Below are 1,318 nucleotides of genomic sequence, written 5' to 3'. Positions count from 1 at the left end.
TGAACCGCGCCGGGTTTGCCGGAGGCTCCAACTCATGAGTAGGATGGAGCATCATGACGAAGACAACGAACAAGTATTCACCAGAAGTGCGCGAACGTGCCGTACGGATGGTTTTGTACAATCAAGGTCAGCATGACACCCGGTGGTCTGCGATCCTGTCGATTTCATCGAAGATTGGCTGCGCGCCGCAAACGCTAAACGAATGGGTCAAGAAGGTCGAAGTTGATACTGGCCAAGGCGGCGGCGTCACGACCGAGCAGGCAGAAAAGATGAAGGCTTTGGAACGCGAGGTTCGCGAACTAAAGCAGGCCAATGAGATCTTGCGCAAAGCGTCTGCATATTTTGCCCAGGCGGAGCTCGACCGCCCATTCAAACGATGATCCAGTTCATCGAAGATCATCGGGGTGATCATGGGGTCGAGCCAATCTGCCGCGTGCTGCCGATTGCCCCTTCCACGCTCTATGACCATTTGGCAAAGCGCGCTGACCCGTCCCGCCTTTCGGATCGTGCCAAGCGTGACGAAGAACTGAAGCCCGAGATCGAGCGCGTCTTTGAGGAGAACCTTGGCGTCTATGGCGTGCGCAAGGTCTGGCACCAGATGCGGCGGGAGGGCTTTGATATCGCACGCTGCACGGTCGCACGGCTGATGAAAGACATCGGTATCGAGGGTGTTGTACGCGGCAAGAAGCCAAAGACAACGATCCCAGACAAGGCGCTGCCGTGCCCATTGGACAAGGTGAACCGCCAATTCCATGCGCCCGCGCCGAACGTGCTGTGGGTGAGTGATTTCACCTATGTCGCGACATGGCAGGGGTTCGTCTACGTGGCCTTCGTCATCGACGTCTTTGCGCGTCGCATTGTTGGGTGGCGTGTCAGTCGCTCGGCGACTGCAGGCTTTGTTCTTGATGCGTTGGAGCAAGCCATTCACCAACGCAGACCGGCCCAAGACCAACTGGTGCATCATTCGGACCGCGGATCGCAATATTTGTCTATCAAGTACACCGAGCGATTGGCTGAGGCGAAGATCGCCCCGTCTGTTGGCAGTGTCGGAGATTCGTATGACAACGCACTGGCCGAGACGATCAACGGGCTGTTCAAGGCCGAAGTCATACATCGGCGAGGACCGTGGCGCAGCTTCGACGCTGTCGAATACGCCACCTTGGAATGGGTGGACTGGTTCAACAACCGCCGACTATTGGAGCCCATCGGAAATATTCCGCCAGCAGAAGCCGAAGCAGACTTCTACGCCGCTATGGAAAGATCAGACATGGCCGCGTAACTAAGACAAATCAGCCTCAGAAAAAACCGGCGCGGTTCA

1 protein-coding gene and 1 other annotated feature are annotated in these 1,318 nt (G+C 56.8%); the gene reads left to right on the top strand.

Translation table 11 applies throughout. From position 1 onward, the window contains the following. Positions 1-53 precede the first annotated feature (53 nt). A protein-coding gene (locus tag Q1A52_RS22830) for an IS3 family transposase (RefSeq protein ID WP_300020163.1) occupies positions 54-1,279 on the top strand; the annotation gives its coding sequence in 2 pieces (ribosomal slippage) (positions 54-342 and positions 342-1,279; 1,227 coding nt in all). Then, positions 335-451, top strand: a sequence feature (AL1L pseudoknot). (Overlaps the previous gene by 117 nt.) Positions 1,280-1,318 lie beyond the last annotated feature (39 nt).

It is taken from the genome of uncultured Roseobacter sp. (assembly GCF_947488185.1).
Classification (GTDB): Bacteria; Pseudomonadota; Alphaproteobacteria; order Rhodobacterales; family Rhodobacteraceae; genus Roseobacter.
The sequence above is the reverse complement of the archived record's forward strand: the minus strand, read 5'-3'. Positions and strand labels throughout refer to the sequence as shown.